This is a genomic window from Jannaschia pohangensis (genome assembly GCF_900113875.1).
Lineage (GTDB): Bacteria > Pseudomonadota > Alphaproteobacteria > Rhodobacterales > Rhodobacteraceae > Jannaschia > Jannaschia pohangensis.
The window spans coordinates 126,194-150,488 of record NZ_FORA01000001.1 but is presented as its reverse complement, the minus strand read 5'-3'; the positions used below and the strand labels follow the sequence as shown (position 1 = coordinate 150,488).

Here is a 24,295-nt window from a genome sequence, read left to right as displayed (position 1 = left end):
GGGACAGGACAAATGCTCACTCGGAAACAGCGCGATCTTCTTGAATTCATTCACAAACGGATGCAGCGGGACGGTGTGCCGCCCTCGTTCGACGAAATGAAGGATGCGCTGGACCTGCGCTCCAAGTCCGGGATTCATCGACTGATCACGGCGCTGGAGGAGCGGGGCTTCATTCGGCGGCTGGCACATCGGGCCCGCGCGATCGAGATCACGCGCCTGCCCGACGATCTGGGGGCGGCAGGGTTCGTTCCGCGTGTGATCGACGGCGACGGCGGTGCATCCGTCCCCGCGCCAACACGGGCGATGCCGGTTCAGGTCGATGCGACCGAATTGCCGGTCATGGGCCGGATCGCCGCCGGTGTCCCGATCGAAGCCATCAGTGAAGTCTCGCACCACGTGGCCGTTCCCGGTCAGATGCTGGGTCGGGGTGGCGCGCATTACGCGCTGGAGGTCAAGGGTGACTCGATGATCGAGGCCGGGATCAACGATGGCGACGTCGTCGTGATCCGGGAGCAGAACGTGGCCGACAATGGTGACATCGTCGTCGCCCTGGTCGAAGGTCACGAGGCGACGCTCAAGCGGTATCGCCGCGTCAAGGGGATGATCGCCCTCGAAGCCGCGAACCCCGCCTATGAAACGCGCCTCCTCAAGGAAGATCAGGTGCGGGTGCAGGGCCGTTTGGTCGGTCTGATCCGCAGCTACTGACCGGCTCAAGTCAGGAACGAAGACGCGGGCGAAGGTGACTTCGCCCGTTTTTTCGTACCCGGTGTTGTCAAGGCGTGCTCCAGGGCCTTTGCCCCTGCATCTCCCGCGCGGTCACGACCTGCGGACCCATGTCGGAAAACCGGATGGCAACGGCCCCGGTCTGGCGCAACCTGTCGATGTCATAGACGTCGCAGGACGGGACCGGCGCACCCAACTTGTCAGGCAGAATGAGCAGGCCCGGCGCACGGCGGCAGGCCTCGACCGCGCGCTCTGCCTGGCCCGGTGTCGCGGCGGCATGGATGGGCGGCCAGGCAACGGGCCACAGTTGATCGCGAGCTGCGGCAAGGGGTTGCGACCCCGGATCCCCGTCATTCTCCAACCAGGCACCAGCCACATAGCCGACTCCGCTGTCCCGATTCAGCCAGCGCCCCTCAGGCGTCGCCACGCCGATCAGGCGTCCATCGTCGGAAATCAGCAGGTCGGGCCGGTCGCTCTGGGCCCAGACGACGAAGGCAGCTCCCATGACGGCGACGCCGATGCCGCGCCCGACATGACTGCGCGCCGCGCCCAAGACACCGAGGGCCAGGCCCAGAAGGGGCAACACCTGCCAGACAGGTGCCGGGACGGTTGTCACCGCGCCGGGCAATTCCGCCACGAAATCCGCGACCCAAAGGATCCACTCGATGCCCCATCCCGCCACCTTCAGCGGTATCGTTTCGAGGCCGATTGGCCACAGGAGCAATCCGACGAGCAGCAATGGCATCACCAGGATGCCCATCATCGGCACGGCCAATACATTGGCCAGCACGCCGAATTGCCCAAGGCGGTTGAAATGCAGCGCCGCAATCGGTGCGGTGGCAAGGCCCGCGACGATGGACGAGACAAGCAGCGCCATGACCGCGCCGCGCCAGCCCCGCATCCAGTGGGCCCGGTCCGACCGCGCGATGGCCCCGAAGGCCAGAACCAGGGCGCCTGTCGCGGCGAAGGACATCTGGAATCCGGGGCCGACGAGGCTTTCGGGATGCCACAGCAGGATCAGAATGGCGGCCATGGCCACGCTTCGGATGGACAGCGCCCGCCGCCCGATCAGGATCGCGCCGAGCATGACGGCGGCCATGACGAAGGCGCGCTGTGTCGCGACCGACCCGCCGGACAGAAACAGATAGGCGGTGGCAAACGGCAGGGCCGTCGCCGCCGCCCAGGCCCGCGTCGGATGGACCAACGCGATGCGCGGAAACAGGGCCAGACCGCCCCGGACGGACCAGAAGACAAAGCCCACCAGAAGCCCCATGTGCAGACCGGAAATTGCCAGAAGATGCGCCAGGTTCGAGGCGCGCAGATCCACCGTCACATCGTCGGACAGGCCCGCGCGGTCGCCCGTGGTGATGGCGGCGGCGACCTCTCCGACCTGGCCCGGCATCCGGGCGCGCAACCCGTCCCCGATGAACTTGCGGACCTGTTCCACCCACATCGCAAGACTGGGGGTCGGCGCCTCGGCCCGCAGGAGCGGCACGCGGCTATAGCCGACAGCGCCGAGTTGCAGGAAGAACGCGTGCCGCTGGAAGTCGAAACCACCCGGTTCGGTCGGACCCGAAGGCGGCGACAGATGCGCGGTGGTCATCACACGGGTGCCGGGTTTCGGGATCGCGCTGTCCGATTGGAGCGAGATGCGGACGCGGCGCGGCGTCTCATCGGGCGCGAAGCGGTCGAGGCGCACCTGGTCCAGCGTCAGGCGCGGCGCGCCCGAGGCGGAGCGGTCGATCATGACGATCCGGCCCTCGACAGCCCCGTAGTAGCGGAAGGACAGGACCGGCCCCGCGACCATCTGGGTGCGGAACTGCGCCACAAGCACCCCGGCCAGGACCACGGCCGCCATCAGGGCCAGAAGGCCGACGGACGCGCGCGTGAGCCAGCCGAGCAGGACAAGCGCGAGCGCCGAAGCCGAGAGGGCCGCGACCGTCCCCGGACCCGGCTCGACCGGCAGGGCAAAGTAGAGACCGACGCCCGTGCCGAAAGCCAAGGCCGCCCACGGCAGGCGGTGCCCGCGCAGACCATGGCAAAGCTCGACCGCCCGCAGCCACAGGCTTGGCGGCGCAGGCGGTGCGACGTCACTGGGGTGCATCCTTGCCCTCTCTGACCGGGGTGCCTATCACCCCGGATGATCATGCAGGCTCTCCGGTTTACAAATCGTTAACCAACTCCTGCGACTGACATGAGCCAAGCCAAGGACGCCTGATGACCCAACCCGTCGTGACCCGCATCGCCCCATCGCCGACTGGAACGATGCACATCGGCACCGCGCGGACCGCGCTTTTCAACTGGCTGTTCGCCCGCCGCCACAGCGGCCGGTTCCTGCTCCGGGTGGAGGACACGGACCGCGAACGCTCCACCCCCGAGGCGACGCAGACCATTCTGGCGGGTCTTGAATGGCTGGGTCTGGACCATGACGGCGACGTCGTCAGCCAGTTCGACAACGCGCCCCGCCATGCCGAGGTCGCCCATGCGATGCTGGCATCCGGCCACGCCTACAGGTGTTTCTCGTCCCAGTCCGAGATCGAGGCCTTCCGGGAGGCCGCGCGGGCCGAGGGGCGGTCGACCCTGTTCCAGTCGCCCTGGCGCGATGTGCCCGAGGCCGACCATCCCGACGCGCCGTCCGTCATCCGCCTCAAGGCCCCCCGGGAAGGGCAGACCGTCATCGCGGACGCGGTGCAGGGCAATGTGACCTTCCGCAACGATCAACTGGACGACATGGTCCTGCTGCGCTCGGACGGGACGCCGACCTATATGCTGGCCGTGGTGGTCGATGATCACGACATGGGCGTGACCCATGTGATCCGCGGCGACGATCATCTCAACAATGCTGCCCGTCAGGCACAGATCTTCGACGGAATGGGGTGGGCGCAACCGGTCTGGGCGCATATCCCGCTGATTCACGGAGCCGATGGCAAGAAGCTGTCCAAACGGCACGGGGCCACGGGCGTCGAGGAATACGCCGAAATGGGCTTTCCGGCGCAGGCGCTGCGCAACTACCTGGCCCGGCTTGGGTGGAGCCATGGGGACGACGAATTCTTCACCGATGCGCAGGCGCGGGAGTGGTTCGATCTGGAGGGGATCGGGCGGGCGCCCGCGCGGCTCGACCTCAAGAAGCTGGAGAACCTGTCGGGCCAGCACATCAGCGCCATGGCCGATGCGGATGTCGTGGCCGCCACGCTGGAGTGGAACGACCGCGTGGGTGGCGCGCCTCTAGACGCAGAGCGGCTGGCCCGCGCTGTCCCGGTGGTCAAGGACGCCTGCCGGACCTTGCCTCAGGTCGTCGAGCGCGCGGCCTTCGTGCTGCGCGACCGTCCCGTCACGCCCGATGACAATGCCGCGAAATCGCTGGATTCGGTATCCCGTGGCATACTGCACGAATTGACGCCGCACCTGCGAAATGCTAGCTGGACACGCGACGTATTGGAGACCGTCGTGGGTGATCTGGCCCGGGCAAAGGACCTGGGTCTTGGCAAGCTTGCGGCCCCCCTGCGCGCCGCCCTTGCCGGGCGCACAGCCACCCCGAGTGTCTTCGACATGATGCTGGTCCTTGGACGAGAGGAAACGCTGGCAAGGCTCGAAGATGCTGCCGCGCCATCCTCTGGGGACTGACACGGGACACTGACGGGCCAGGCGCCCGATATGCGCAGGGTATCCTGCACGAATTCAACAGGTTGTAGGTCGGTCTCGACCGAAGGGCCGATGCGAAAGGACTGACATGGCAGACTCGAAGAAGACGGCAACGCTGACGCTTGATGGCAAGACCTATGACCTGCCGGTGCATTCCCCGACCGTGGGTCCGGACGTCATCGATATCCGCAAACTCTATGGCTCGGCGGGTGTGTTCACCTATGACCCGGGCTTCACCTCCACCGCCGCTTGCGAGAGCGCGATCACCTTCATCGACGGGGACGAAGGCGTCTTGCTGCACCGCGGCTATCCCATCGACCAGCTCGCCGCGAAGTCCCACTATCTGGAGGTCTGCTACCTGCTGCTCTACGGCGATCTTCCCTCTGCCGCGGAGCTGGAGGATTTCGAGAACCGTGTGACGCAGCACACGATGATCCACGAGCAGATGCACAACTTCTTCCGCGGGTTCCGCCGCGACGCCCACCCGATGGCGACCATGGTCGGCGTTGTGGGCGCGATGTCCGCCTTCTATCACGACAGCACCGACATCAATGACGCCTGGCAGCGCGAGGTCGCCTCGATCCGCCTGATCGCCAAGATGCCGACGATCGCCGCGATGGCCTACAAGTATTCGATCGGGCAGCCTTTCGTCTATCCGCGCAACGATCTCGACTATGCGTCGAACTTCCTGCGCATGTGCTTCTCGGTCCCGGCCGAAGACTATGTCGTCGATCCGATCCTGAGCCGGGCGATGGACCGCATCTTCACGCTGCATGCCGACCACGAGCAAAACGCCTCCACCTCGACGGTGCGTCTGGCGTCGTCGTCCGGGGCGAACCCCTTCGCCTGCATCGCCGCCGGCATCGCCTGTCTCTGGGGTCCGGCACATGGCGGCGCCAATCAGGCCTGCCTCGAGATGCTCAACGAAATCGGCACCGTGGACCGCATCCCCGAATACATCGCCCGCGCAAAGGACAAGGACGATCCGTTCCGCCTGATGGGATTCGGGCACCGGGTCTACAAGAACTTCGACCCGCGCGCGACCGTGATGAAGGAGAGCGCGGACGAGGTGCTGGACCTTCTGGGCGTCGAGAACAATCCGATCCTGCAAGTCGCCAAGGAGCTTGAAAAACAGGCCCTCGCTGATCCGTATTTCGCCGAGAAGAAGCTCTTCCCGAACGTCGATTTCTATTCGGGCATCATCCTCGAGGCCATGGGCTTTCCCACGTCGATGTTCACCCCGATCTTCGCCCTGTCGCGGACGGTCGGGTGGATTTCGCAGTGGAAGGAACAGCTGAGCGATCCGGCCCTCAAGATCGGTCGCCCCCGCCAGCTTTATACCGGCGAGACGCAGCGTGATTACGTGGACGTCGAAAACCGCTGACGACTGCCACCAAGACAAGCCTGAACGCCGCCCCACCGGGCGGCGTTTGCGTGTGCGGGAAACCGACCGTTTCCAGACTGGAACCTTCATCACGAACCCGTGATCTGCTAGGTTTGCATCGCGCGTGGGGGCACGTGTGTATGGGGTTTCGGGTATGTCGGCATCAGATGATGCGACCGCGTTGGTCGCGCGTTGTCCATTTCTGGCACAGCTCGAGCAACTGCCCCGCCTGACCGAGGCCCGCTATGCCGATGGGGCAGGCGAGGTGGTCAGCGGCGTCGATCCGATGGAAGTCGCGCAACGCATCTTCGATCAGGACGGATCGATCCCGAACGACATGAACGTCAGTGCCCTGTTTACGACCTGGGGCCAGTTCATCGACCACGACCTGAGCCTGACCCCCGAAGGCCATGACGAGATCATGGAGAACGCGGCCTTCCCGCACGGTGTCGGGCGCTCCGAAGTGATGGACGGCACCGGCGAAGATGGTCCGCGCGAATTCGGCAATGCCGTCACCTGGCAGATGGACGCCAGCATGGTCTATGGCTCCAACGCCGGGCGCGAGGCGGACCTGCGGGAGTTCGAGGGCGGGCGGATGCGCGTCACGGATGATCCGGGCTCCGACCACGATCTGCTGCTCCAGGCGACGCCGGAAACCGTCATGGCGGGCGACACCGAGGGGCCGGACGCGGTCTATCTGGCCGGGGACATCCGCGCCAACGAAAACCCGAACCTTTTGTCGCTGCACACGCTGTTCGTGCGCGAACACAACTATTGGGCCGAGCGGCTGGCCGAGGAACACCCCGACTGGACCGACGAGCAGCTCTACCAGGGTGCCCGCGAAATCGTCGAGTTCACCATCCAGCAGATCACCTATCAAGAATGGCTCCCCCTCCTGATCGGAGAGACGCTGCCCGACGACATCGACCACGACCCCGACGCCAACGGTCAGGTCGCGCTCGAATTCTCGACCGCTGCTTTCCGCTTCGGGCACACCATGGTCGCCTCCCGGTTGGAGCGGTTGAACGAAGACGGGACAGAGGCCGACGGCGGGCACCTGGGCCTGATGGACTCGTTCTTCAACGTCGGGATCGTGCGCGAACAGGGAATCGACGCGATTCTGCGCGGTCAGGCCGGGCAATCGGCCGAGGAACTCGACACCCAGGTCATCGACGATCTGAACTTCTTTCTGGCGACCCCGGCGGGGGTATCGGGGTTTTCCCTGCCCGCGTTGAACCTGATGCGCGCGGGCGACCATGGCATGGGCAGCTATGTCGACGTCCGCGCGGCCCTTCTGGGCGACATCGATCCCGAGACGCTGGACCCCACCGATTTCTCGATCATCACCTCCGACCCGGAGTTGCAGGCGCAACTGGCCGCGGTCTATGGCACCGTCCACAGTGTCGACCTCTGGGTCGGGGGCCTTGCCGAAGACAACGTCGACGGCACCCTGATGGGCCCGCTCTTCACCTTCATCATCAGCGATCAGTTCCTCCGCACGGCCTCGGCGGACGAGACCTTCGGGCAATTGTCGCCGGACCTCGGCGAAGACATCATCGCCGAGGTCCGCGCCTCCAGCCTCGATGACGTGATCCTGCGCAATACGGACATCGACAGCCTTCAGGAAAACCCCTTCCTGATCGAGACGCGCGTCCTGACCGAAGCGTTGCAGATCACTGGCACGGACGCCGCCGACACCCTCGACCTGAGCCGCCTCGACATCGCGGGCGATGTGACCACCGCGAGCGGCGATGACGACGTGTTGTTGCGCGGTGGCTCGGCGGTCGCGGGAAATGTCGATCTGGGGGACGGGAACGACCGGCTGACGATGACTTCGGGGCGCGTCGAGGGCGACATCCTTGGCGGTGACGGGGCCGACCGGATCTCGATCTCGGCCCAGGCGCGCGTCGAGGGCACCATCGACACCGGTGCGGGCGACGATCGCGTCACGCTTGCCGGTCATGCGGACGCCGGAGCGATCGAGACGGGTGACGGTGCGGATCAGGTGACCATCGGCCCCGAGGCAACCGTGTCCGACATATCGCTCGGCGACGGCGATGACGTGGCCCGGATTGCCGGACCGGGGGTCATCCGTATCGACGGCGGCGGGGGCCATGACCGGCTGATGGTCGAGAACGGCGACATCGTCCACGAGGGGGGCGGTGACGGGATCATCAGTTGGGACGACGGCACCTCCACCCGGTTCACCGGGTTCGAGGTGGTAACCTGTTTCACGCCTGGGACGTTGATCGTCACGGCGGCGGGCAAACGCCCCATCGAGGCGCTGCGCGTCGGTGCGCGGGTGATGACGCTGGACCACGGGCTGCAACCCATCCGCTGGATCGGCCGCACCCGGGTGTCGGCGCTAGGGCCCCTCGCCCCCGTGCGCATCGACACCGGCGCGCTTGGCAATCGTCGCCCCCTGACCGTCAGCCCGCAGCACCGGCTGCTGCTGACGTCCGGTCTGGCCGAAGTCCTGTTTGGTCTGGACGAGGTGCTGGCCCCTGCCCTGTCGCTCTCGGATTGTCCGGGCGTCACGCGGCAGACAGGGGGAATGGTCGACTACATCCACATCCTGTTCGACGCTCACGAGATCGTGTTGTCCGAGGGCATCCCCTCCGAAAGCTTCCATCCCGGTGTCGTGGCGCTTTCGTCACTGGACGAGGCCGCGCGGGAAGAAGTCATGACCCTCTTCCCGCGTCTACGGCATACGTCGTTCGGGCCCGATGCAAGACCGGCCCTGCGCGGGCGCGAGGCCCGGCTGCTTGCGGAGTTGATGGTTTAGCGGTGCCGCCCGTCATAATGGGCCGCCAACCGCTGAAGCGCGATCCGCAGCACGATCTTGCCGGACCGGGCCGCCCAACCAAGGCGCTTTTCACAGGCTTCCAAACCTTCGAGGAAACAGCAGACGCGCAACACTACGTCGGCCAAGCCCGGCCCCAGATCGCGCAGCGCATCCGAGACGCGGGTCCGCGCCTCCTCGGGGCCCGAGCAGGGGCTGCCCGGCTGCATCTGGCCGCGACCGCCGGGCGTCAGGAACCGCTCCCAGTTCTGGCCGACACGCGGGCCCATCTGGGCGCTTTCGAAATCTTCGCGCAGACGTTCGCCCGCGACGACCAGATCCATCGACAGAAACGGCTTGCCGTCGCGGTCCTTCTTGCGGGCCAGACTGCCGAGCGGGGATTCCGACAGGTTCACGCGTAACGTCTGGTCACCGCTGCGCGCCGTGAAGACCCGCTCGCCCATTTCCATGTGCTGCGTCAGGAAGGGACTGGGCGATTCGGCCATGCCGCGGGCTTCGACCCGGGCAGACAGGCTGTCGCTGAGCAACCGCTTGAGGGCGGCACGACCCGCTTCGGTGATGCGGTACTGGGTGACCCGGCCCGCCTTGTAGCACGACACCCAATCCTTGAGGATGAAGGCCTGGGCCACGGATTTGGGCAAGGTCGCGGTGCGGGTCGGCGTCTCGCCGGTGTCGCGCAGGACCGCCGCCTGGGGCATCCCTTGGCCAACGGCAAGAAAGGCGTCGCCTTCGCACAGGCGACGCAACACGCGCTTCGCTTCGTGATTCAGCGTATCATCGTCAATCAGTGTCGAACGTTGAGGCATCATAGACATTGGGGGGCGGTCCTTCGCGTCAGGGGAATGCGTACCTTCGATGGCGGCCTCTGCGAGCTGCTCCATCAAATCGTCCACCATCGGATCATCCCGGCGCGCCTCGATGCGCCGCACCTGCCGAAGGACCGTCGAGGCAGCACAGCCTGACTCTTCGGCCACGTCTCTGAGGGGTCGTCCTTCACACGTATGCGCCACATAGGCACGGACGGATGGGGGGACCCATCCCGGCAAACGAGCGGAAGTGACATCAAAGCGGGCGGTCATCGAGAACTCCGGGGATTCATCCTGTGGAAAACTCGATCAGAAGTCGCTTGGATTGGTTACCAAGAAGTTAATCATCCACGTTCTGGCAACAAATGTTTCCAAAGTGTAAACGGCTGAGACACAGCGTTCTCTCCTCCGGGAAGTTGCGCAACACGGGTCGAAATCGAGCGATGGTCGGGCATTCCGAAACGCAAGAAAGTCTGCCCCGATGTGCACAGTCTCGAAGGAACTTGCCGCCCTGCGCCGCCCCGGCCTGTTGGTGGATGCCGCCGCCCACGGAGCCATGCAATACGAACGCCGCCGCGATCTGCGGCGCATGTTGCGCGCGGCGATCCCGGCCACGCCTCGGGCCGCGCTTGAAAAGCTGATCCCGATCGAAGCCGCGCTGGAACGCCGCCGCCAGACCGCCGACAAGACCTACAGCTTTGCCCGGCACGTCGATATTCTGGTGGCGCTCCTGGCCGAGGCGCGGGCCTTCCGCCAGGCGTGACCCGCCGCCTTACATGAATGCGTCAGGCATCGACGCCTTCTTGCGCGCGACATAGTCCATCAAGGCCTCACGCACCGCCGGGTCGAGATAGGGCTGCTCGTAATTGGCCAGCATCTTCTCGATCCGGACGGAGGCCAGCGCGCGCGTGTCGCGCTCACCCTCATCGGCCCAGGTCTCGAAGGGCTTGTAATCAAACAGGTCCGTCTTCCAGAAAGCCTGCTTGAAGTTCGCCTGCGTATGGGCGCAGCCCAGGTAGTGACCGCCCGGCCCGACTTCGTGGATCGCCCCCATGGCCTGCGCATTCTCGTCGATGGCGATGCCTTCGGCCATCTTGTGCAACGTGCCAAGCTGATCGGCATCCATCACGAATTTCTCGAAATCGGCGACCAGACCCCCCTCAAGCCAGCCACAGGCGTGCAGCATGAAGTTCACCCCCGCCAAAAGCCCTGCATTCAGCGAATTCGCCGTCTCGTAGGCCGCCTGCGCATCGGGCAGCTTGGAGCCGTTGAACGACCCCGCGCTGCGATACGGCAGACCCATGCGACGGGCCAACTGACCCGCGCCATAGGTGATCTGCGCGGCTTCGGGCGTGCCGAAGGTGGGCGCACCGGAGTTCATGTCGATCGAGGTCACGAAGGCCCCGAAGATCACCGGCGCCCCCTTGCGGATCAGCTGGCTATAGGCGACGCCGACCATGACTTCGGCCAGAACCTGCGTCAGGGTGCCGATGACCGACACCGGCGCCATCGCCCCGCCCACGATGAACGGCGAAATGATGCAGGCCTGATTGGCCCGGGAGTACTCCTCGAGTGCGCCCATCATGATCGAATCGAACGTCAGCGGAGAGTTGATGTTGATCAGGCTGACCATCGCCGTCCGGTCGTTCAGCCCGCCGAACAGGATGTCGCACATCTCGATCGAATCGCGGGCGCGCGACGGCTCGGTCACCGACCCCATGAAGGGTTTGTCGGTCAGCGTCATATGCGCCATCAGCATGTCATAGTGGCGCTTGTTGACCGCGACATCCGTCGGCTCGCAGACGGTGCCGCCGGAATGGTGCAGCCATTTGGACATGTGGCCCAGGCGGACGAACTTCTCGAAATCGGCCATCGTGGCATAGCGCCGGCCGCCCGCGTCGCGCACGAAGGGCGGGCCATAGACCGGGGCCAGCACCAGGTTGCGCCCCCCGATCTCGACGTTGCGTTCGGGGTTGCGGGCGATCTGCGTGAACTGGCTCGGGGCGGTCTTGCACAGGTTGCGCGCCAACCCGCGCGGCAGGCGGACGCGGTCGCCGTCGACGTCGGCCCCCGCCTCGCGCCACAGCGCCAGGGCCGCCTCGTTCTCGGGGAAGCAGACGCCGACCTCTTCCAGGATCACTTCGGCATTCGCCTCGATGATCTCCAGCGCCTCTTCGGTCAATGGCTCGTAATCGGGGATGTTGCGAGTGATGAACCCCGCCTGGGTGATCTTGCCGCTTGTCCGTTCGGCCCGACGCGCAGCACCGCCGCCGCCCCGCCGTCCACGTGTCGCTACACCGTCCTCCATGAGGGTCCCCTTTTCCGATGCCCGTGGCGATCAGATAGCCCCCCGCCGCATCCGGAAAGCGCACGTTTGCGGCCCGAAGCGGCCAAAGGCGACATATGCCCCGCGCGCGCCCCGTGACGGGTCTTGCCACGCCCCGCGCCGGAGCCTATCCCGCCGCTATGGATACACCCGCCCATCAACGCCTTCTGATCGTCGACTTCGGCAGCCAGGTCACGCAGCTTATCGCCCGCCGCCTGAGAGAGCTGAACGTCTATTGCGAAATCCACCCGTTCCAGCAGGTGACCGACGCCTTCCTGCGCGACTTCGCCCCGCTGGCGGTGATCCTGTCGGGGGGGCCGGCAAGCGTGGTCCACGCCAATTCCCCTCGCCCGCCCGACGCTGTGTTCGAGCTTGGGGTGCCGGTTCTGGGCATTTGCTACGGCCAGCAGGTCATGATGGAAATGCTCGGCGGCAAGGTCGAGGGCGGCAAGATCTCGGGCGGGGGCGGCACTGCGGAATTCGGGCGCGCCTTTGTCGTACCCAAAGGCAGCTTGCCGCTTCTGGATGGCTGGTTCGAGGCCGGGAATCGCGAACAGGTCTGGATGTCGCACGGCGATCACGTCAGCCGCATCGCCCCGGGGTTCGAGGTCTTCGGCACCTCTCCCAATGCGCCCTTCGCCATCACGGGCGACCTGTCGCGCAACTTCTTTGCCGTCCAGTTCCACCCCGAAGTGCATCACACCCCGAAGGGCGCAAAGCTCTACGAGAATTTCGTCAAACTGGCGGGCTTCACCGGTGACTGGACCATGGCCGGCTACCGCGAACAGGCCATCGCCGCGATCCGCGATCAGGTGGGCGACAAGAACGTCATCTGCGCGCTTTCGGGCGGTGTCGACAGTTCGGTGGCCGCCGCCCTTCTGCACGAGGCAATCGGCGACCAGTTGACCTGCGTCTTCGTCGATCACGGCCTTCTGCGCCTTCACGAGGCCGAGGAAGTCGTGGGCATGTTCCGCGACCACATGAACCTGTCGGTGATCCACGCCGACGAATCGGAGCTGTTCCTGGGCGAGCTCGAGGGCGTCAGCGACCCCGAGACCAAGCGCAAGATCATCGGCCGCCTCTTCATCGACGTCTTCCAGAAATATGCCAACCAGATCGATGGCGCGGAATTCCTGGCCCAGGGAACACTCTACCCCGACGTCATCGAATCGGTCAGCTTTTCGGGCGGCCCGTCGGCCACCATCAAGTCGCACCACAACGTTGGCGGCCTGCCGGAAAAGATGGGCCTGAAACTGGTGGAGCCGCTGCGCGAGCTCTTCAAGGACGAGGTGCGCGCATTGGGCCGCGAACTGGGTCTGCCCGACCATTTCATCGCGCGCCATCCCTTCCCAGGCCCCGGCCTTGCCATTCGCTGCCCCGGCGAGATCACCCGCGAAAAGCTGGAGATCCTGCGCCAGGCCGATGCCATCTATATCGACCAGATCCGCCGCCATGGCCTCTATGACGCCATCTGGCAGGCCTTCGTCGCGATCCTGCCCGTGCGAACGGTCGGCGTGATGGGCGACGGGCGCACCTATGATTTCGCCTGCGCTTTGCGCGCGGTGACTTCGGTCGACGGCATGACGGCGGACTACTACCCGTTCAGCCACGAATTTCTCGGCGAAACGGCGACCCGCATCATCAACGAGGTGCAGGGTATCAACCGGGTGACCTACGACATCACGTCCAAGCCGCCCGGAACCATCGAATGGGAGTGAACCGCCCGGGCCCGGCGGGCGGCGTCACCACCGGGCGCCGTCACTGCCCCGCCACCGCGCTTCGCCGCTCCAGAAAGGCGACATCGCGCCAGGTCCCCGACATCGGACCATAGGACATCCGCCCCAGACCCCGCCGCACCCCCAGAGGCGCAAAGCCGCAGGCCCGGTGCAGGGCAAGGCTCGCCACGTTCTCGGGGAAGATCTGCGCAATCAGCGTCCACCACCCCTGCGCCTCGCTCTCGGTCACCAGACGGTGCAGCAATGCGCGGCCCAGGCCCCGCCCCTGCCCGCGCGCGCTGACATAGGTGCTGACCTCGCCCACACCGGCATAGACGTCGCGCGTCGACGTGGCCGACAGCGCCGACCAGCCGACGACGATGCCCTGATCCTCGGCCACGACGGCCAGCGGATATCCGTCATGAAAGCTGTCCCAATCCAGCGGCATCTCCCGAAACGACGCATGGCCGGTGGCCAGCCCTTCGGATTGGATGGCCGTGATCTCGGCGGCGTCGCGCGGACGCGGGGGGCGCAGGATCATGCGGGGGCCGCCGCCAGAAAGGGACGCAAGGCCGCCAGCAGGTCCTCGGGATGTTCCTCGGCCAGGTAGTGCCCGCCCGGCAGCGCCTGTCCCTGCACGTCGTCCGCCCGTTCGCGCCAAAGGGCCAGACAGTCGAAATGCCGCTCGATCGCGCCGCGAAGACCCCAGAGGGCCTGCACCGGCATCGCCAGCCTGCGGCCCGCCGCGACATCCGCATCGTCATGGGTCAGATCGATGGTAGCCGCCGCGCGGTAGTCTTCGCAGGACGCGCCAATCACCTCGGGCGTCCAGGCGGCCAGATACTCCGCCTCCGCCTCGGGGGCGAAGATCGACGCGCCAAGGGCCTTGCACTTCATCTTCCAGTACCATGCCGGGTCCGCCCCGATCAGATGCTCGGGCATCGGCGCGGGTTGGGTCAGCCAGTACCAGTGCCAATAGGTCTGGGCGAAGGCAAAGCCGCCATCGCGATACATCTCGCGCGTGGGGGCGATGTCCAGAACGGTCAGGCTTTGCACGCGGTCCGGATGGTCGGCGGCCAGCCGGTGCGCCACCCGCCCCCCCCGGTCGTGGGCGACCATGCGGAAGCGGTCGTGGCCAAGCGCCGCCATCGCCGCCGCCATGTCGGCGGCCATCGCGCGCTTGGACATCTGGGCGTGATCGTCCTGCGCCGCCGGGACAAAGCTGCGCCCATAGCCGCGCAGATCGGCGGCCACCACGGTGTAGTCGCGCGCCAGGTCCGGGGCCACCAGATGCCACATGGCCGAGGTCTGGGGATAGCCGTGCAGCAGCAGAAGGGGCGGCCCCGACCCGCCGATACGGGCAAAAATCTCGCCCTCGGGCGTGGCGATCCGCTGCTCCTGAAACCCCGGAAACATCAGCGCCCCCGGAACAGGCTGCCGAGCACCCCGCGCACCAGCGTCCGCCCCGCCCGCGATCCGATGGAACGGGCGAAGGACTTGGCGAATGCGGTGCCGACACTGTCGCCCCGGCTGCTGCGGCTGCGGGTGGTGGACTTGCCGACCGACGTGCCCGAATAGCGGCGGCCGGCCTTGTGCTCCCGTTCCTCCGCGTCGGCCTTGTCCTCGGCGGCCTCTGCCGCTTCGGCGGCCTTGGCGGCTTCGTCGGCACGGCGGGCGAGTACCTCGAAAGCGCTGTCGCGGTCCACGGCCACGTCATAGCGACCCGCCACTGGCGACGTGGCCATGACGGCGGCGCGTTCCGCCTCGGTGATCGGGCCCAGTTGCGACGCGGGCGGCCGGATCAGCGTGCGCTCGGCCATTCCCGGAATGCCCTTGCGCTCCAGAAGCGAGGTCACAGCCTCGCCCACGCCGACCTCGCGGATCGCATCTTCGATGTCGAAACGCGGGTTGTCGCGGTAGTTCTGTGCCGCCTGTTGGAGCGCCTTGCGGTCCTTGGCCGTAAAGGCGCGCAGGGCGTGCTGCACCCGGTTGCCCAATTGGCCGAGGATGTCCTCGGGGATGTCCTCGGGGTTCTGGGTGACGAAATAGACGCCGACGCCTTTGGACCGGATCAGCCGCGCGACCTGCTCCACCTTGTCGACCAAGGCCTTGGGCGCGCCGTCGAACAACAGATGCGCCTCGTCGAAGAAGAACACGAGCTTGGGCTTTTCGGGGTCGCCCACTTCGGGCAGCTGCTCGAAAAGTTCGGCAAGCAACCACAAAAGGAACGTCGGATAAAGGCGCGGCGCCCCCATCAGGCGGTCGGCGGCCAGGATGTTGATATAGCCGCGCCCGTCCGGCGCGATGCGCATCAGGTCGGACAATTCCAGCGCCGGTTCCCCGAACAACAGATCACCGCCCTGCCCTTCAAGGATCAGCAACGACCGCTGGATCGCCCCGACCGACGACGACGCGACATTGCCATAGCGCAGCGACAGGGTATCGGCGTTCTGCCCCACCCAGATCAGCAGGGATTGCAGGTCCTTGAGATCGAGAAGGGCCAGGCCTTCCTCGTCGGCGACGCGGAACGCGATATTGAGAACGCCCTCCTGCACCTCCGTCAGGTCCAGAAGCCGGGCCAGCAACAACGGCCCCATCTCGGACACGGTGGTGCGGACCGGATGGCCCGCCTTGCCCCAGAGATCCCAGAAGGTGACGGGCGCCGCCGCATAGGTCAGGTCAAGCCCGATGGTCGCCGCCCGCTCGGTGAAGGGGCCGTGCAGCTTGTGGGTGTCGGACCCGGGCCGGGCCAGACCGGACAGGTCGCCCTTCACATCCGACAGGAAGACCGGCACGCCCGCATCCGCGAACCCCTGGGCCAGAACCTGCAACGTCACGGTCTTGCCGGTGCCCGTCGCGCCCGCGATCAACCCGTGTCGGTTGGCATAATCCAGACGCAACCCCTGCGGCGTGCCGTAGCCTTCGCCGCCGCCGCCCAGAAAAATGCGGCCCTCCATCTCGTCCATGACGTCTCCGTTCATTCCGAATTAACCTCCGCATGCCATACCAGTCCCGAGCCGCCCCGCACAATGCGCGGTCGGCGGCTCACCTCCCTGTCGAACTGGCCGCGCGGACCTCCCTCTGCGCGGTCTTTTTTCGTGGCCAGGATCCCGGACCGGAAAGGTTCAAGTCGGCGGAAATCCCTGTTGACGGACCCAGATGCGCTGCTTAGGGTCTGCCACATCAAGTCGGCCAGTCCGACGGGGAGAGAAAAAAATAATTGGGAAAGGGCCTCTAACCGGGCCCTTTTTCTTATTGTCGGCGCAACCTTGCGAGGCGTTCTTCATCCATCCGGTTAGGCCCGGACGGAGGACATACGCCGAAACGACGATCCCCCCTGCACCTCGCCGCGAAGCCATGCTAAACGCGTCGCGAGTATTTGTTCAGGAGAGCGACCTTGACCACGACCACTGCCCGCGCCTCGACCCGCATCGCGGCCATTCTTGCCGCCGCCATCGCGATGGCCGCCCCCGTCTGGGCGCAGGATACCGCAACACCGACCGAAGCCCCCACATCCGAGGCGGCGCCCGAAACCGAAGCGCCCGCCCCCGCCCCGGTGACCCCCGGCGGCGACCTGTCGACCGGCGAGGCCATTGGCGGCGCCCAGGGTGGCGGACCCGAAATCTACGTCCGCGAAGAGCATGGCGACTGGGAAGTCCGCTGCCTGCGCGCGCCCGAAGGCCAGGTCGACCCGTGCCAGCTCTATCAGCGTCTGGCCGACCAGCAGGGCAATCCGACCGCCGACGTCAACTTCTTCGACGTGCCGGATGGTGGGGAAATCGTGGCCGGGGCCACGGTCCTGACGCCGCTGCAAACGCTGCTGACCGCTCAGGTCACCATGACCATCGACGGTGGCCAGCCGCGTCGCTATCCCTTCAGCTTCTGTGACACGTCGGGCTGCTACAGCCGGATGGGCTTCAACGCCGAAGACATCGCCGCCTTCAAACGGGGCGCCAAGGCGACCCTGGTCGTTGTTCCGGCCCTGGCCCCCGATCAGCGAGCCGAGGTCACCATGTCGCTGGTCGGGTTCACCGCCGGTCTGGCCGCCGTCGAAGTCGCCGAATAGGTCTTCGGCCCAGACTGCATTCGGGCCCCGGTTCGCGCCGGGGCCTTTTTCGTTCGCTCACACCGATTTCAGCGCCAGAACCGCATTCATGCCGCCGAAGGCGAAGGCGTTCGACAAAACCGCCGTCACCTTCGCGTCCCGCGCCACATTGGGCACGATGTCGAGCGCGCATTCCGGGTCCGGCTCCTGCCAGTTGGCCGTCGGCGCGATCACCCCGTCGCGCAGCGCCATGATGCAGGCCAGCAGCTCGATCGCCCCGGTCGCCCCGATGCAATGCCCGTGCATCGACTTGGTCGACGACATGGCCAGACGGTCCGCATGGGTGCCGAAGACATGGGCGACGGCGGCGCTTTCGGTCTTGTCGTTGGCAGCCGTGCCCGTGCCATGCGCGTTGATATAGCCGATGTCTTCGGGGTTCAGCCTCGCATCGCGCAAGGCACCCGACATGGCCCGCTCCGCCCCCTGGCGCGATGGCATGACGATGTCGGCCGCGTCCGAGGTCATGGCCATCCCCGCCACTTCGGCCAGAATGTCGGCCCCGCGGCGTCGCGCATGGTCATAGCTTTCCAGGACGAAAATCCCCGCGCCCTCGCCCTGCACCATGCCCGACCGCGTGGCACAGAACGGGCGACAGGTGTCGCGCGACATGACACGCAATCCTTCCCAGGCCTTCACCCCGCCGAAACAGAGCATCGCCTCGGACCCTCCGGTCACCATGACATCGGCCAATCCGGCGCGCACGAACTGGAACGCTTGCCCGATGGCGTGATTGCTGCTGGCGCAGGCGGTGGCGACTGTGAACGACGGCCCCCGGAGGTCGTATTCCATGCTCAGATGCGCCGCCGCCGCGTTGTTCATCAGCTTGGGCACGACGAAGGGATGGACGCGGTTTTTCCCTTCCTCATAGACGGCGCGGTAATTTTCGTCCTGGGTGTTCAGACCGCCGCCCGAGGTGCCCAGAATGACACCCGCGCGCGCCGCCAGATCGCCCGAAACTTCCAGCCCCGACTGTGCCAAAGCCTCGCGCGCGGCAAGGACGGCAAACTGGGTGTAGCGGTCAAAAAGCGCGATCTGCTGGCGGTTGAAATGGGCGCTTTCGTCATAGTCGCGCACCTGCGCCCCGATCCGGATGGCCAGCCGGTCGACGTCCCGAATGTCGAGAGGGCCGATGCCGCAGACCCCCCCGCGCATGGCCGCCAGGGTGGCGGGCACATCCCGCCCCAGGGCGTTGACCGTCCCGGCCCCGGTAATCACGACACGGCGCATCAACCCCGCTGCTCGGCCACCAGCCGCTCCACCGCCGCGACGATACTGCCCACGCTGGACAGGTCGAAGGCCGTCTTGTCGGGCGCATTGGCGTTGAAGGGCACCTGGATGTCGAAGGCTTCCTCGATGGCGAAGATCGCCTCGACCACGCCCATGGAATCGATCCCGAGGTCGGCGGGCACCGCGTCATCGGATACGTCCGAGACGTCGATCATCGCCTGCTCCGCGATGATCTGGTGGATACGGGTGCGCGTGTCAGTCGTCATCGCGCTTTCCCTGCACCCCGCCCATGACAATCTTGCGAAGGTCCGACAATTGCTCCAACGCACGTGGCAGGCGGCGCAACGCCCGGTACATCGCCATGTTGGTTTCCATCTTGACCGCCGGACTGCCCAGAATGACTTCGCCGTCGCGCACGCGGGTGAATATCTTGGTCGCGCCGCCCGCCACCACATCGTTGCCGATGGTGATATTGTCGGTGACGCCGCATTGCCCGCCCAGAACCACGCGGTCGCCCACGGTCGATCCGCCGGCCATGCCGACCTGACCGCAGATCAGGCAATCGGCGCCGATCCGGTTGTTGTGGCCGATGTGGACGAGGTTATCGATCTTGGTGCCCCGCCCGATGGTCGTGTCGGCCACGGTGCCCCGGTCGATGGTCGTATTCGCCCCGATCTCCACGTCGTCACCGATGGTCACCGCGCCGAGCGAATGAATGCGTTGCCAGCTTTGTGCGCGCAGCTCGCCCTGATCGCCCAGGGTCTTACGCACACGCTCCACCCCCGATTCCTCGGGCGTCACGAAGCTGAACCCGTCGCCACCGATCACCGCGCCCGGTTGCGCCACGAAGCGGTCGCCAATTCGGACCCGCGCGCCGATGTGCACGCCCGGATAGATCAGGGCGTCATCGCCGATCACCGCATCCTCGGCAATCGTCACCGACGCACCGATCCGCGCGCGCGCGCCGACCCGGGCATTCGCCCCGATCACCACATGGGGACCAATCGCGCAGTCGGGACCGATCTCTGCACCGTCTTCAATGATTGCAGAGGGATGCACGCCGATCTTCACGCGCGGCCCGGCGTCCAGCGCCGCCGTGATCCCCGCCATCGCCAAGCGCGCCCGGGGCACCAGAATCGCGCCCGCCAACCCGAAAGACTGCCAATCGGCCCCGTCCCACAGGATCGCCGCCCGCGCCGCACCGGCGCTCAGCGCGGGGCCATAGGCAGGCGACATCGCAAGCGCCAGATCGTCGGGCCCCGCCGCCTGCGGTTCGGCCACGCGCCGCAGCACGACAGAGGCGTCCCCGACAACGGGATGGCCCAGGCTTTCGGCAATCTCGGCGAGTGTGAACACGGGCGGACCTCCGGGGACGGATCTGCCCCCGGCCAGCGACTTAACTCCGCGAGCCGGTCAATTCCACCCCGGCATCGCGGAGCGCCTGCAACACCCGGCCATCGCGATCATAGGGATCGCCGCGATAGTTGGCGCGCCCCGTCGGCGTGACCCAGGCGGACCAATAGACCAGATGCACCCCGATCGGATTCTCAAGGTTCACCCGCGCCTCACGCCCGGTGGCCAGGATACGGTCGAAATCCGCCTTGGGGGTGTCCGACTGCGGGGCCAGCAGGTGATAGGCCAGCTCCAGCGGGCGTCCGATCCGCACACATCCGTGGCTGAACGTGCGCTGGTCGCGGCTGAACAGATCGCGCGCGGGCGTGTCGTGCAGATAGATGTTCCACTGGTTCGGGAACATGAACTTCACGCGACCAAGGGCGTTTCGCGGCCCCGGCGGCTGACGCAGGCTGAAGGGGAAGTTGCGCGCATTGTATTGGCTGAAATCGATATTCGCGGGATTGACGCGGCCATTGCGCCCCGAGATTTCCAGATGACGCGCCCCGCCCCGCTTGAGCGCGGGCAGGTATTCGTTCACCGTGATCGACCGGGGCACGTACCAACTCGGGTTGATGACCATATGCGTCATCGTGTGGCTGAACTCGGGCGTGCGGCGGTCGGGCGTATTGGCCCCGACCACGGTCACCGTGTCGAATGTGACCTTGCCCTCGTCATAGACATAGGCATGCTGCTCGGCCAGGTTCACAAGGATATGGCGCGACTCCAACGGCTTGTTCATCCACCGCTGACGCTCCAGGTTCACCAGGATCTGCCCCATCCGGTCTTCGAGCGGGACATTGACGGCCGCGATGGTCGAGGCGCCGGCTTCGCCATCGGGCGTCAGCCCATGGTCGATCTGAAAGGCGCGGACGGCCGCTTCCATCTCTGCGTCATAGGCGACAACCGCCGAACGGCGCAGATATCCCATCCGGATCAGGCGGTTGCGCAGACTGACGACGGCATCGCCCTCGGACCCGGGGGCCAGCGTCCCGGTGGGAACCGTCGCGCCCCAACCACCGGCAAGCTGCATTTCTTCCAGTCGCAGCTTTTCCCGGAGCAGGCGCGTGTAGTTCGGCGACGTCGGCCAGAGGCCTTGCACGAAGGCATAGGGATCGCCGTCGGTGAAGGCCGTGATCTGCTCCAGCCAATCGCGCTTGGGCACCTCGAGCACGATGGTCGGGTCGATCCGCTTGGGCTCCAGCACGCCGGAGCTCACGTCCTGCGCATAGCGAAGGAACCGCTTCGTCATCTCCACTTCCAGCGCACCCCGGCGCGCGGCGTCGGTCGCGGCGGCAAAATCGGCGCGGATGGTGGTGGCGTCATAGCGGCTGGTCGGCAATCCGTGATCGTCGGCCTGATCGAGTGCCCAGAGGAATGCCGCCCGGCGATGTTCGGCCCCGTCGCCCATCCAGATCGGCGCGAAGTTGCGGCTGCGATAGAACGCGGCAATCGCCTCGTCCTCGGACGCGGCCTGGGCGACGGCCTGTTGCAGGGGGGTGACCAGGGGTGCGGCCAGCGCCGTCGATGCCAACGGGGCGGTGAACGACAGCAAGGTGGCAAGAACAAACGACGACGTCCAACGCATGGGAAACCCTTCAAAGAATCTTCGGAGTGACGGTAACAACACGGGCCGGGCTGTCCATTCACGATTTCCAAAGATTCTTCTTGTAGACACGGGCGCAACAACTTCGCGAAAGGTTCCACCCTGCCGTTGCATGGGCGGAAATCTGCCCAAACCGCCGCAAAAACGGCCATTGATTAGAGAATCGCCAAAGTTATGCCACATCAATCAAGTCACATGGGGATGAGGCAACTGAGGCCGCAAAGACGGTCCAATGACAGTGAACGGGGCAAAACGTGACTGATCTCAATAAAACGGGCACAACGCCGGGGCTTACCCGGCGCGGACTTCTCTCGGCTTTCGCGGCGACCGCAGTGGCGGCGGCACCGACCTATGCCAATGCGGCGGGTTTCCTTCGGGGTGGTGGCGATATTCGCCGCATCAAGATGTACAACGCCCGGACCGGCGAAAGCATGGACACGATCTACTGGGTCGAGGGCGACTATGTCCGCGAAGCCCTGCGCGAGGTGAACTTCTTCTTCCGCGACTGGCGCCGGAACGAAGTGGCTGCCATCGACAACCGCACCATCGACATCATCGCCGCGACCCACCGTCTGGTCGATGCCAATGACCCCTTCATGCTGTTGTCCGGCTATCGGTCGCCCGCGACCAACGCGGCGCTGCGGTCCCGTTCGGGCGGTGTGGCGCGCAACTCCCTTCACATGCAGGGTCAAGCTGCGGATATCCGTCTCAACTCCCGCTCGGTTTCTCAGGTGGCCCGTGCCGCGGCATCCTGTGGCGGCGGTGGCGTGGGCCGCTACTCCGGCTCGAACTTCACCCATGTCGATTGCGGTTCTGTCCGCACCTGGGGCGGCTGACAGCCTTTCCGACCAAATGGCCGACCTTGTGAACCGCCCGATTGCCCCCGGGCGGTTTTCGCACGTTTCCGGTCAGCACATGTGATCAGTCGTGGGGGAAGACGAAACAGCGGTCGCGCCGAATCGACAGCCACATGACGGTTCCGGCCTTGGGCAGGAACACCGCGGGCACCGTTGCCGTCACCCGCGATGTGCCATCGTCCATCACGAATTCCACGAGGCTTTCCTTGCCCATGAAGCGCGCGCGCTCCACCGTGCCGCGCGCGGGCGTGCCCTCCGAGGCGGTCGGGTTCGGACCACGCCCGCCCCGGTCGAAATCAAGCCTGACATGTTGGGGCCGAAAGACGATGTCGACCTCCGTCCCCTCGGGCAGGCCCGGGGCCAGGAACTGACCGAAGGGCGTCTGGGTCAACGCACCGTTCACCCGTCCCGTCAACGTATTGATATCCGAGAAAAACGCTGCCGCGGCACGGTCCGCCGGCGCGTTGTAGATGTTGTAGGGCGCCGCGCGCTGGACGATCCGCCCGTCGCGCATCAAGGCGATCTCGTCGGCCATCCGCATCGCCTCGTCTGGCTCATGGGTTACCAGAAGGACCGCCGTCCCCTCCTCCTTCAGGACCGACAGCGTCGCATCCCGGATCTCGTCGCGCAGCCGGTTGTCGAGGCCGGAAAACGGCTCGTCCATCAGCATCACCTTGGGCCGGGGCGCCAACGCACGGGCCAGTGCCACGCGCTGCTGCTCGCCCCCTGACAGCTCGTGCGGATGCTTGGCCCCGTATCCCACAAGGTCGATCCGCGTCAGAAGCTCGGTCACCCGCGCATCGGACGCCGCATCCCGGGGCAGGCCAAAGCCGATGTTCGCCGCGACCGACAGATGCGGGAAAAGCGCGAAATCCTGGAACATCAGCCCGACGCCGCGATGCTCGGGGGGCATGTGAATCTGGTCATCCGCCACGACCCGACCATTCAGCGTCACACGCCCGCTGTCCTGGCGATCAACGCCCGCAATGATCCGGAGCGTCGTCGACTTGCCGCAGCCCGATGGCCCCAGAAGACAGGTCACCTGCCCCGCCGCGACGGACAGATCGATCCCATCCACCACGTTGCGCCCGCCCAGATGCCGCGAGAGGCCGTCGATCTGAAGGCGTGCCGTCATGGTTATGCGATACCCGAGTGTTCCTGTCGGGATGGACTATCAGCCCATCCCCGGCCCGTAAACCCGGCCTCAGAGAACCTCGCCGCGCTGCTTTTCCTGACGCGCATAGACATAAAGCAACAGGTTCAGCAGAAGCACGCAGCCGATGACGATCCAGGGCGTCGTCCCGCCGCCGGTCACCGAAATCAGCCCCGGTTGCGCAAAGGCCACGGCCCAAAGCGCCAGCACCGCGAGGCTGAGGAACGAAAATGCCAGCATCCAGACCGCCGGTCGAAGATGCGCCAGAAGGCAGAGCGCCCCCACCAAGGCCAGCAACGCCTGCGCGCCCCAGACCCCGTGCACCCAGGCCGGTAGCGACGACAACCATTCGATCTGTTCGGGCGGATAGGACGCGAGCCAGCCGAGCCGGAGGCCGTAAGACACCATCACGTACTCCGCGATGCTCGCCAGACCGAACAGAAGGGCGATCGCCCCCATCACATAGAAATGCAGACGCCGCATGATCCCTCCCCGCGTGTGTCGTTGTTTTCAGGCCTTTAGCACGATTGACGCGCACCACAAACGATAAGGGGAC

Annotated in this window: 20 protein-coding genes; 8 read left to right on the top strand and 12 right to left on the bottom strand. The window is 66.0% G+C overall.

Annotated features, from left to right (window positions below; all coding sequences use genetic code 11):
* Nucleotides 1-12 precede the first annotated feature (12 nt).
* Nucleotides 13-705, top strand: a complete 693-nt coding sequence (lexA, locus tag BM002_RS00685) for a transcriptional repressor LexA (RefSeq protein WP_092776214.1) — start codon at nt 13-15, stop codon at nt 703-705.
* A gap of 67 nt (nt 706-772) precedes the next feature.
* Here the strand turns inward: lexA and BM002_RS00680 are convergent, their stop codons facing one another.
* Nucleotides 773-2,827, bottom strand: a complete 2,055-nt coding sequence (locus BM002_RS00680; RefSeq protein WP_092776211.1) for a ComEC/Rec2 family competence protein — start codon at nt 2,825-2,827, stop codon at nt 773-775.
* A 113-nt stretch (nt 2,828-2,940) separates the two neighbouring features.
* On the opposite strand from BM002_RS00680, the gene gltX reads away from it, so the two are divergent.
* From gltX to BM002_RS00665, 3 genes are all read left to right on the top strand, one after another.
* Nucleotides 2,941-4,347: a glutamate--tRNA ligase gene (gene gltX / locus BM002_RS00675; protein WP_092776209.1), complete on the top strand. Its 1,407-nt coding sequence runs from the start codon at nt 2,941-2,943 to the stop codon at nt 4,345-4,347.
* 106 nt (nt 4,348-4,453) lie between these two features.
* Nucleotides 4,454-5,749, top strand: coding sequence for a citrate synthase (gene gltA, locus BM002_RS00670; RefSeq protein WP_092776206.1), 1,296 nt, complete (start codon nt 4,454-4,456; stop codon nt 5,747-5,749).
* 154 nt (nt 5,750-5,903) lie between these two features.
* Nucleotides 5,904-8,534 (top strand): peroxidase family protein, encoded by a 2,631-nt coding sequence (locus BM002_RS00665; protein WP_092776202.1) that lies wholly within the window; start codon nt 5,904-5,906, stop codon nt 8,532-8,534.
* Here BM002_RS00665 and BM002_RS00660 read toward each other — a convergent pair.
* The gene (locus BM002_RS00660; protein ID WP_342707287.1) at nt 8,531-9,301 is read right to left on the bottom strand and encodes a DUF6456 domain-containing protein; all 771 of its coding nucleotides are present in this window, start codon (nt 9,299-9,301) and stop codon (nt 8,531-8,533) included. The two genes, BM002_RS00665 and BM002_RS00660, sit on opposite strands and share 4 nt — an antisense overlap.
* A gap of 538 nt (nt 9,302-9,839) precedes the next feature.
* On the opposite strand from BM002_RS00660, the gene BM002_RS00655 reads away from it, so the two are divergent.
* Nucleotides 9,840-10,121, top strand: coding sequence for a DUF6477 family protein (locus BM002_RS00655; protein ID WP_092776197.1), 282 nt, complete (start codon nt 9,840-9,842; stop codon nt 10,119-10,121).
* Between the two features lie 9 nt (nt 10,122-10,130).
* Here BM002_RS00655 and BM002_RS00650 read toward each other — a convergent pair whose 3' ends face one another.
* Nucleotides 10,131-11,666, bottom strand: a complete 1,536-nt coding sequence (locus BM002_RS00650; RefSeq protein ID WP_092776194.1) for a trimethylamine methyltransferase family protein — start codon at nt 11,664-11,666, stop codon at nt 10,131-10,133.
* 158 nt (nt 11,667-11,824) lie between these two features.
* Here BM002_RS00650 and guaA point away from each other — a divergent pair, with 158 nt between their 5' ends.
* Entirely contained in the window at nt 11,825-13,402 is a 1,578-nt protein-coding gene (gene guaA, locus BM002_RS00645; protein ID WP_092778539.1) for a glutamine-hydrolyzing GMP synthase, read from the top strand.
* 40 nt (nt 13,403-13,442) lie between these two features.
* Here guaA and BM002_RS00640 read toward each other — a convergent pair whose 3' ends face one another.
* The 3 genes from BM002_RS00640 to BM002_RS00630 are packed head-to-tail and all read right to left on the bottom strand — an operon-like array spanning nt 13,443 to nt 16,356.
* Nucleotides 13,443-13,940 carry a GNAT family N-acetyltransferase gene (locus BM002_RS00640; RefSeq protein ID WP_092776191.1) on the bottom strand — a complete coding sequence of 166 codons (498 nt, stop codon included), beginning with the start codon at nt 13,938-13,940 and terminating at the stop codon, nt 13,443-13,445.
* Entirely contained in the window at nt 13,937-14,815 is an 879-nt protein-coding gene (locus BM002_RS00635) for an alpha/beta fold hydrolase (protein ID WP_092776189.1), read from the bottom strand. The genes BM002_RS00640 and BM002_RS00635 overlap by 4 nt, the downstream gene beginning before the upstream one ends.
* Complete coding sequence (locus BM002_RS00630) at nt 14,815-16,356, bottom strand: helicase HerA-like domain-containing protein (protein WP_092778537.1); 1,542 nt, start codon at nt 16,354-16,356, stop codon at nt 14,815-14,817. Before BM002_RS00630 ends, BM002_RS00635 begins: the two co-directional genes overlap by 1 nt.
* Nucleotides 16,357-16,796: 440 nt before the next feature.
* On the opposite strand from BM002_RS00630, the gene BM002_RS00625 reads away from it, so the two are divergent.
* The gene (locus BM002_RS00625; RefSeq protein ID WP_245749080.1) at nt 16,797-17,465 is read left to right on the top strand and encodes an invasion associated locus B family protein; all 669 of its coding nucleotides are present in this window, start codon (nt 16,797-16,799) and stop codon (nt 17,463-17,465) included.
* A 57-nt stretch (nt 17,466-17,522) separates the two neighbouring features.
* On the opposite strand, the gene BM002_RS00620 is transcribed toward BM002_RS00625, so the two are convergent.
* From BM002_RS00620 to BM002_RS00605, 4 genes are read right to left on the bottom strand one after another with little or no spacing between them, the layout of a single operon-like run.
* Entirely contained in the window at nt 17,523-18,731 is a 1,209-nt protein-coding gene (locus BM002_RS00620; protein ID WP_092776186.1) for a beta-ketoacyl-[acyl-carrier-protein] synthase family protein, read from the bottom strand.
* Nucleotides 18,731-18,997 carry an acyl carrier protein gene (locus tag BM002_RS00615; protein ID WP_092776184.1) on the bottom strand — a complete coding sequence of 89 codons (267 nt, stop codon included), beginning with the start codon at nt 18,995-18,997 and terminating at the stop codon, nt 18,731-18,733. The genes BM002_RS00620 and BM002_RS00615 overlap by 1 nt, the downstream gene beginning before the upstream one ends.
* A complete protein-coding gene (gene lpxD / locus BM002_RS00610; RefSeq protein ID WP_092776182.1) occupies nt 18,987-20,087 on the bottom strand; it encodes a UDP-3-O-(3-hydroxymyristoyl)glucosamine N-acyltransferase in 1,101 nt (366 codons plus the stop codon). The genes BM002_RS00615 and lpxD overlap by 11 nt, the downstream gene beginning before the upstream one ends.
* Before the next feature lie 40 nt (nt 20,088-20,127).
* Entirely contained in the window at nt 20,128-21,711 is a 1,584-nt protein-coding gene (locus tag BM002_RS00605; RefSeq protein WP_092776180.1) for a L,D-transpeptidase family protein, read from the bottom strand.
* Nucleotides 21,712-21,983: 272 nt separating this feature from the next.
* Here BM002_RS00605 and mepK point away from each other — a divergent pair, with 272 nt between their 5' ends.
* A complete protein-coding gene (mepK, locus tag BM002_RS00600) occupies nt 21,984-22,565 on the top strand; it encodes a peptidoglycan L,D-endopeptidase MepK (protein WP_092776177.1) in 582 nt (193 codons plus the stop codon).
* A gap of 85 nt (nt 22,566-22,650) precedes the next feature.
* Here mepK and BM002_RS00595 read toward each other — a convergent pair whose 3' ends face one another.
* Both BM002_RS00595 and BM002_RS00590 read right to left on the bottom strand, forming a co-directional pair.
* Complete coding sequence (locus BM002_RS00595) at nt 22,651-23,721, bottom strand: ABC transporter ATP-binding protein (protein ID WP_092776174.1); 1,071 nt, start codon at nt 23,719-23,721, stop codon at nt 22,651-22,653.
* A 69-nt stretch (nt 23,722-23,790) separates the two neighbouring features.
* Complete coding sequence (locus BM002_RS00590; RefSeq protein WP_092776171.1) at nt 23,791-24,222, bottom strand: hypothetical protein; 432 nt, start codon at nt 24,220-24,222, stop codon at nt 23,791-23,793.
* Between the last annotated feature and the right edge of the window lie 73 nt (nt 24,223-24,295).